This window comes from Neisseria iguanae (genome assembly GCF_003013245.1).
GTDB classification, from domain to species: Bacteria; Pseudomonadota; Gammaproteobacteria; order Burkholderiales; family Neisseriaceae; genus Neisseria; species Neisseria iguanae.
This window is the reverse complement of sequence record NZ_PXYY01000025.1, coordinates 20,063-27,099: the sequence shown is the minus strand read 5'-3', so window position 1 is coordinate 27,099 and position 7,037 is coordinate 20,063. Positions and strand designations below refer to the sequence as shown.

6 protein-coding genes and 1 pseudogene are annotated in these 7,037 nt (G+C 51.6%); 6 read left to right on the top strand and 1 reads right to left on the bottom strand.

Features of this window, described 5'->3' with window-relative positions:
• Together C7N83_RS14665 and C7N83_RS05680 are read left to right on the top strand one after the other, a co-directional pair.
• Window positions 1–233 (top strand): hypothetical protein (locus C7N83_RS14665; RefSeq protein ID WP_170064822.1); only part of this gene is annotated, 233 nt, incomplete at its 5' end.
• Between the two features lie 155 nt (window positions 234–388).
• Window positions 389–1,064, top strand: a pseudogene (locus C7N83_RS05680) (transposase).
• Between the two features lie 214 nt (window positions 1,065–1,278).
• On the opposite strand, the gene leuS reads toward C7N83_RS05680, so the two are convergent.
• Entirely contained in the window at window positions 1,279–3,912 is a 2,634-nt protein-coding gene (leuS, locus tag C7N83_RS05670; protein ID WP_106741243.1) for a leucine--tRNA ligase, read from the bottom strand.
• Window positions 3,913–4,072: 160 nt separating this feature from the next.
• On the opposite strand from leuS, the gene C7N83_RS15855 reads away from it, so the two are divergent.
• From C7N83_RS15855 to dnaJ, 4 genes are all read left to right on the top strand, one after another.
• The gene (locus C7N83_RS15855) at window positions 4,073–4,312 is read left to right on the top strand and encodes a hypothetical protein (protein ID WP_245911144.1); all 240 of its coding nucleotides are present in this window, start codon (window positions 4,073–4,075) and stop codon (window positions 4,310–4,312) included.
• A 273-nt stretch (window positions 4,313–4,585) separates the two neighbouring features.
• Window positions 4,586–5,008 carry a hypothetical protein gene (locus C7N83_RS15850; RefSeq protein WP_245911143.1) on the top strand — a complete coding sequence of 141 codons (423 nt, stop codon included), beginning with the start codon at window positions 4,586–4,588 and terminating at the stop codon, window positions 5,006–5,008.
• Window positions 4,951–5,523, top strand: a complete 573-nt coding sequence (locus C7N83_RS15845) for an N-6 DNA methylase (protein WP_245911142.1) — start codon at window positions 4,951–4,953, stop codon at window positions 5,521–5,523. The genes C7N83_RS15850 and C7N83_RS15845 overlap by 58 nt, the downstream gene beginning before the upstream one ends.
• A 256-nt stretch (window positions 5,524–5,779) precedes the next feature.
• Window positions 5,780–6,916 carry a molecular chaperone DnaJ gene (gene dnaJ / locus C7N83_RS05660; protein WP_106741242.1) on the top strand — a complete coding sequence of 379 codons (1,137 nt, stop codon included), beginning with the start codon at window positions 5,780–5,782 and terminating at the stop codon, window positions 6,914–6,916.
• Window positions 6,917–7,037 lie beyond the last annotated feature (121 nt).

Here is a 7,037-nt window from a genome sequence, read left to right as displayed (position 1 = left end):
ATTTTTGGGCAACCAACGCTGCTGCGGCCTGTTTGGCGGTATCGGTTATTTTTCGGGCGGTTGCTTTTGCCTTCTCTGCTTCGCTATGTTTCTGCACCTGCCGGCAGCAGTATGTTCCGTTGGCTGTGCCCGCGGCTGAGGGCGGGTTTGTGGCAGCCTATGGTTTGTGCGGTTTGGTTGCGGTAGCTTGGAAGGGCAGTATTTTTGCTCTAAGGTCGGTTGTGTGCGGCTGATATGCAATCTTTCTTGTCGGGAAAGGCAGTATGCTGCCGCATACTGACCTTTTTCTGTTATCAAAAGTTGTACTTGCTATGCGAATCTGCGGGCGTTTGTTTATTATTTCTCTTTTTATTGCTTTTAAAATAGAGACTGAAGCAGATTGGCAGTCGTGCCAGACTGCAAAAATAAAGATAACCATTGCAAATTAACAAAGAATGCCCAAAGAAAATTTCTCCGGTTTTTCGTACCGTCAGCCACAGCCCGTGCAGCCGCTGATATTCTGGGTACCCAACCCGGTTGGGCTATGTTGTCCTACCGCAAAACCCGCCGGGTGACAGCCTGTCATTTGGCGCAGGCAACCGGCGGGGTTTTCAGAGGCCCTACCGGGCCGGACGGGGGTTATTTCGGCGGTCGGCGTAAGGGTAAACGCGGCCGTGTGGCAGCAGGGAAAGCGGCGGTATCCGCCACCTTAAAGCGGCAGGGAAAAGTTGGTACCGCCGTTGCGGGAGATAACGGGAAGGATGCCTTATTTCCGGTTATCAAACAGCAAACAACACCTGACAGCATTGTTTATACCGGTAGTGACAGGGGCTGTGGCGTGCTTGATGCAGTGCAGGTTCGCGCATCAGCGCATCAACCGTTCACAGCTTTTTGCAGACCGTCAAAACCCTATCGGCGGCATTGGAAATTGTTGGAACCGGGCGAAGTGCGTCTTGCGCAAATACAATGGGGTTGGCCGTAAATCTTGCCCGCTGTCCTTGAAAGGATGTGGGTTCCGCTTTGACTTTGGCGTACCGTCCGGGCAGCTTGAAATGCTGCGGAAATGGTGTGGTGTTTGGGGATAATCTGCGCAGTTCCAAATCTTTTCCATTGTTCTTGAAAGAATAGGGGCTCGCTTTAACTTTGGCACACTAAAAGAACGGCTGAAAATTTTGCGAAAATGGTGTGAAATTTAGGGCTAATCTACGTCAGCCCTTTTCTTTATTATCAAAAGGCCGTCTGAAAATTTTTCAGACGGCCTTTAACCGGTGTTAAATCAACTTAAGCCATTGCTTCCCATTAAACCACAATATTTACCAGACGCCCCGGCACGACGATGACTTTCTTGACAGGTCTGCCTTCTGTAAATTTTACCGCGCCTTCGCTGTCCAGCGCGGCGGCTTCGATTTGCTCTTTCGAGGCATCGGCGGCTACGGTGATTTTGCCGCGCAGTTTTCCATTGACCTGAACCATGATTTCGATTTCCGATTTCGCCAAAGCGGCTTCATCGGTTTGCGGCCAAGCGGCTGCCCACAAGGTTTCTGACGGCTTTAATTCGCCCCACAAGGCTTCACAGATGTGCGGCACAATCGGCCACAACAGGCGCACGGCAGCTTCGAGTACTTCTTGCGCTACGGCGCGGCCTTGTTCACTGCTGGTGTCGGTCTTGTCAAATTGGTTGAGTAATTCCATCACGGCGGCGATGGCGGTGTTGAACTGTTGGCGGCGGCCGTAATCGTCGCTGACTTTGGCGATGGTGCTGTGCAGCTTGTGGCGCAATTCTTTCAGCTTTTTGCTCAAACCGTCTTGATTGCCGGAGAAGGCGGTCACGGTTTCGCCTTGTTTGCGGTAGTCAAACACGGTGCGCCACAGGCGGCGCAGGAAGCGGTGTGCGCCTTCCACGCCGCTGTCGCTCCATTCCAAAGATTGCTCGGACGGCGCGGCAAACATCATAAACAGGCGGGCGGTGTCGGCACCGTAGGTTTCAATCAGCGCTTGCGGATCAACGCCGTTGTTTTTCGATTTCGACATTTTTTCGGTGCCGGCGATTTTGACAGGACGGCCGTCGGCTTTGAGAGTGGCGGATACCGGACGGCCTTTTTCGTCGGTCTGTACTTCGACATCGGCCGGATTAATCCATTCTTTACTGCCGCTTGCGCCTTCGCGGAAATAGGTTTCGCACACGACCATACCTTGTGTCAGCAGGCGCTCGAAGGGTTCGTCCACATTTACCAGGCATTCGTCGCGCATGAGCTTGGTGAAAAAGCGTGCGTAAAGCAGGTGTAAAATCGCATGTTCGATGCCGCCGATGTATTGATCGACCGCGCCCCAGTATCGGGCGGCTGCCGGGCTGACCATGCCGTCTTTAAATTTCGGCGACATGTAGCGGAAGAAATACCAGCTTGATTCCATAAAGGTATCCATGGTGTCGGTTTCGCGTTTCGCCGCGCCGCCGCAATGAGGACAGGTAGTTTCGTAGAATTCGGGCATTTTGGCCAAAGGCGAACCCATGCCGTCGGGGACAACGTTTTCCGGCAACACTACCGGCAATTGGTCGGCCGGCACCGGCACGTCGCCGCAGCTTTCGCAATGAACAATCGGAATCGGACAACCCCAGTAGCGTTGGCGAGAAATACCCCAGTCGCGCAGACGGTATTGGGTTTTCGGCTCGCCCAATTGCAGACTTTGCAGTTTTTCGCCGATTTCGTCGAAGGCCGTCTGAAAGCCCAAGCCGTCGAATTCACCGCTGTTAATTAATACGCCATTTTCTTTGTCGGCATACCATTCTTGCCATTCTTTATCATCGAACTCATTGTCACCCACGGTGATGACTTGTTTAATCGGCAGACTGTATTTGTTGGCGAACTCGAAATCGCGCTCGTCGTGCGCCGGAACCGCCATTACCGCGCCGTCGCCATAGCCCCACACCACATAATTGGCAATCCATACTTCCAACTCTTCGCCGTTGAGCGGGTTGATGACGTAACGGCCGGTCGGCATACCGCGTTTTTCCATGGTCGCCATGTCCGCTTCTGCCACCGAACCGGCTTTGCATTCGGCAATAAATTCCTGCAGTTGCGGCATATCGGCAGCGGCAGCAGTTGCCAACGGATGCTCGGCGGCTACAGCTACATAAGTCGCACCCAGCAAGGTGTCGGGGCGGGTGGTGTATACTTGCAGACAGTTGGCGTAATCGCCTTCCAAACCTTGTTTGCTGCTGTCGGCTACCGGGAAACGTACGGTCATGCCACGTGATTTGCCGATCCAGTTGCGCTGCATGGTTTTGACTTGCTCCGGCCAATGGTTGAGTTTGTCCAAATCGGCCAGCAGCTCTTCGGCGTAATCGGTGATTTTGAAGTAATACATCGGGATTTCGCGTTTTTCAATCAACGCGCCCGAACGCCAGCCGCGACCATCGATGACCTGCTCGTTGGCCAACACGGTTTGGTCGACCGGATCCCAGTTGACCGTGCCGTTTTTGCGGTAAACAATGCCTTTTTCAAACAGCTTGGTAAACAACCATTGCTCCCAGCGGTAGTATTCCGGCGTGCAGGTGGCCAGTTCGCGATCCCAGTCAATCGCAAAGCCGAGGCTTTTGAGCTGGGTTTTCATGTATTCGATGTTGTCGTACGTCCACGCGGCAGGGGCGACGTTATTTTTCATCGCTGCATTTTCCGCCGGCATGCCGAACGCGTCCCAACCCATAGGCTGCATAACATTGAAACCGTTGAGCAATTTGAAACGGCTCAATACGTCGCCGATGGTGTAGTTGCGCACATGACCCATGTGCAGCTTGCCGCTGGGGTAGGGGAACATCGACAGACAGTAGTATTTTGGTTTGGACGTATCTTCCGATACATTAAAAATACGGGCTTCGTCCCATTTTGCTTGCGCCGCCGGTTCGATGGCGGACGGTTGGTATTGTTCTTGCATGATATTGGCTTCAGACGGTACGTTAAAAATCAAACAGGAATTATATAACAATCGTATCGGCGGTGTGCGTTTGTTTTCAGACGGCATAGACGTTTTTTGTTATGATCCGGCCTTTAGAACCGAATATTTCCAACCTTTCTTACGGATTTGAACAACCTCCATGGCCAAATCCATCGAACCCAATATCGCCGACCTTGCCAACGGCTGGCTCAAATCCTACCGGCTCGACTACAAGCTCGAGCAAGAATCTCTGAACACCGAAATCGACAAAGCCCTGCAAGAATACTATTCCAAAAACGGCGGCCCGGGCGGCAACCTCATCGATGCCAAATTACTGTTGCGCAGCGCAAAGAGCGGGCAGGATTACCCGATTCTGATTGAATACAAAGGCTATCTATAAAGACAAGCTGGTCAGGCTCGATGCAGACGGCAATGTCGAAAACCGCAATGCCAAAGGTGAGCCGTTGTTTAAAAATATCAACAGCTATGCCGTTAATGGCGCGGTGCATTATGCCAATGCCGTGTTGCATCACACTTCTTACACCGACATTATCGCCATCGGCGTAACGGGATACCGTGATGAAAATACAGGCGCAATCCGCACCGAAATCGGTGTATATCACGTTGCCAAAAGCAACTTGGTGTCGGCCAAAAAATCGGCGATTTCAGCGATTTGTCGTTTCTTGCCCCGCAGCATTTCGACGGTTTTATCGAAAAGGTCAGAACCCTTGCCCTATCTCCTGAAGAGCTCGACAAAATCAAAGTCCGCCGCAAGCAGGAAATCGATGTCAGCTTAAAGCAGCTCAACAACGACATTTACCAAAACGAAAAAGGCTTGGGCGAAAACGACCGCGTGTATCTCGTGGCTGCTTCGATTATCGCCACCTTGGGCGTGCCCGGCAAAGTTGCGCCTTTAGAAAAAGGCGACCTGAAATCCAGCGCAATGGAAGGCGAGCGCGACGGCGACATTATAATCCGCCGTATCAACGCCTTTTTGCAGGAAAAACACCTGCCGCCGCAGAAAAAAGACCTGATTAAGTGCACAACGGCGAGAGCCAGCTCAAGCGCGTGTTTGACAAAATCATCGATGATTTAGGCATTTACTACAAAATCGGCCTGACCACCGACTTTACCGTCAAACTGTTTAACGAAATGTATTCGTGGCTCGGCTTTACGCAAGACAAGCTCAACGACGTGGTACTTACCCCGTCTTACGTCGGCACGCTGCTGGCAAAACTGGCGCGGGTCAACAAAGACAGCTATGTGTGGGACTTCGCCACCGGTTCTGCCGGTCTGCTGGTTGCCGCCATGAATGAAATGCTGATAGATGCCAAAAACAACACTACCTCGCCCGAAGCGCTGCGCCAAAAAGAGGCCAAAATCAAAGCCGAGCAACTATTAGGCTTAGAGCTGCTTTCCAGCGTGTATATGCTGGCCATTCTCAACATGATTTTAATGGGCGACGGCAGCTCAAACATCTTAAACCAAAACTCGCTCACCGATTTTGACGGCAAATACGGCTTCGGCGACTTGGCGCTCCGGCGCGCCCTCTCGGACGGTGCGGCATGGGCAGCGGCGGATACCAGAACAGGGCGCACAATAAAGATTTGACAGTATTCATGGTGTAAACCGTTCTCGAAAAATACCGTGCGGCAGGAAGGTAAAAGAGTTGTGCCAATGCTTTAAACTATCTGCATATTCTACAGGCAAACAGGCCGTCATGAAAACATGACGCAGCATGCAGACGGCCTTAGGGTTTGCGCCGCCAACAGATCCGAGCAATAAATCCGCACCGCCTCTTGAGTTTTGCCATAAAGCCCATATTATGAACATCAATTTTAATATTTCCCAAACTTTTATACAGACCATGAGCAATAAAGATTATTACGAAATACTGGGCGTAGCCAAAAGCGCCAGTGACGACGACATCAAAAAAGCCTACCGCAAATTGGCAATGAAGTACCATCCCGACCGCAATCCCGACAATAAAGAGGTAGAAGAAAAATTTAAAGAAATTCAAAAAGCTTACGACACGCTTTCCGACAAAGAAAAACGCGCCATGTACGACCAATACGGCCATGCTGCCTTCGAACAAGGCATGGGCGGCGCCGGTGGTTTTGGTGGCGGATTCGGTGGCGGTTTTGGCGGTGCGCAAGGCTTTGATTTCAGCGATATTTTCAGCCAAATGTTCGGTGGTGCCGCAGGCGGCCGTCAGCCCGACTATCAGGGTTCGGATTTGCAGGTGGGCGTGGAAATCAGCCTGGAAGAAGCCGCTAAGGGACTGAAAAAACGCATCAATATCCCGACTTACGAAGAATGCGGTGTCTGCCACGGCAGCGGCGCGAAACCGGGTACGTCGGCGACAACCTGCTCGACCTGTCATGGCTCAGGTACGGTACATATCCGCCAAGCAATTTTCCAAATGCAGCAGACTTGTCCGACCTGTCATGGTTCTGGTAAGGAAATCAAAGACCCTTGCGTCAAATGTCGTGGCGAAGGCCGCATCAAAACCAGCAAAACCGTGGAAGTCAATATTCCTGCGGGTATCGACGACGGCCAACGCATCCGCTTGAGTGGTGAGGGCGAACCAGGTCGGCACGGCGCCCCGGCAGGTGATTTGTACGTCAACGTGCATGTGAAAGAACACAAAATCTTTGAGCGAAACGGCTTGGATTTGCATTGCGAACTGCCCATCAGCTTCGCCGTGGCCGCACTCGGCGGCGATGTGGAAGTGCCGACCTTGGATGGCAAAGTCAAACTCAACATCCCGAAAGAAACACAAAACGGCCGACGCATGCGGGTGAAAGGCAAAGGCATCAAATCCTTGCGTTCCAGTGCCACCGGCGACTTATACTGCCATGTGGTGGTTGAAACGCCTGTGAATCTGACTGACCGCCAGAAAGAGTTGCTGGAAGAATTCGAACGTATTTCCACCGGCCTTGACCGTAGCCAAACCCCGCGCAAAAAATCGTTTTTAGATAAATTGGGCGATTTGTTTGATTGATTTTTAAGCTATAATAAAAGGCCGTCTGAAAGAATTTTTTTTTCAGACGGCCTTTTATTATACTTAATTTGAGAATGGTTTAGTAAATATGACATCGGATGAGAAAAATTTCTTAAGAACA

Coding starts and splice junctions, on each gene's coding strand:
- leuS (WP_106741243.1), bottom strand. CDS start 3,912: ATGCAAGAACAATACCAACCGTCCGCCATCGAACCGGCGGCGCAAGCA.
- C7N83_RS15855 (WP_245911144.1), top strand. CDS start 4,073: ATGGCCAAATCCATCGAACCCAATATCGCCGACCTTGCCAACGGCTGG.
- dnaJ (WP_106741242.1), top strand. CDS start 5,780: ATGAGCAATAAAGATTATTACGAAATACTGGGCGTAGCCAAAAGCGCC.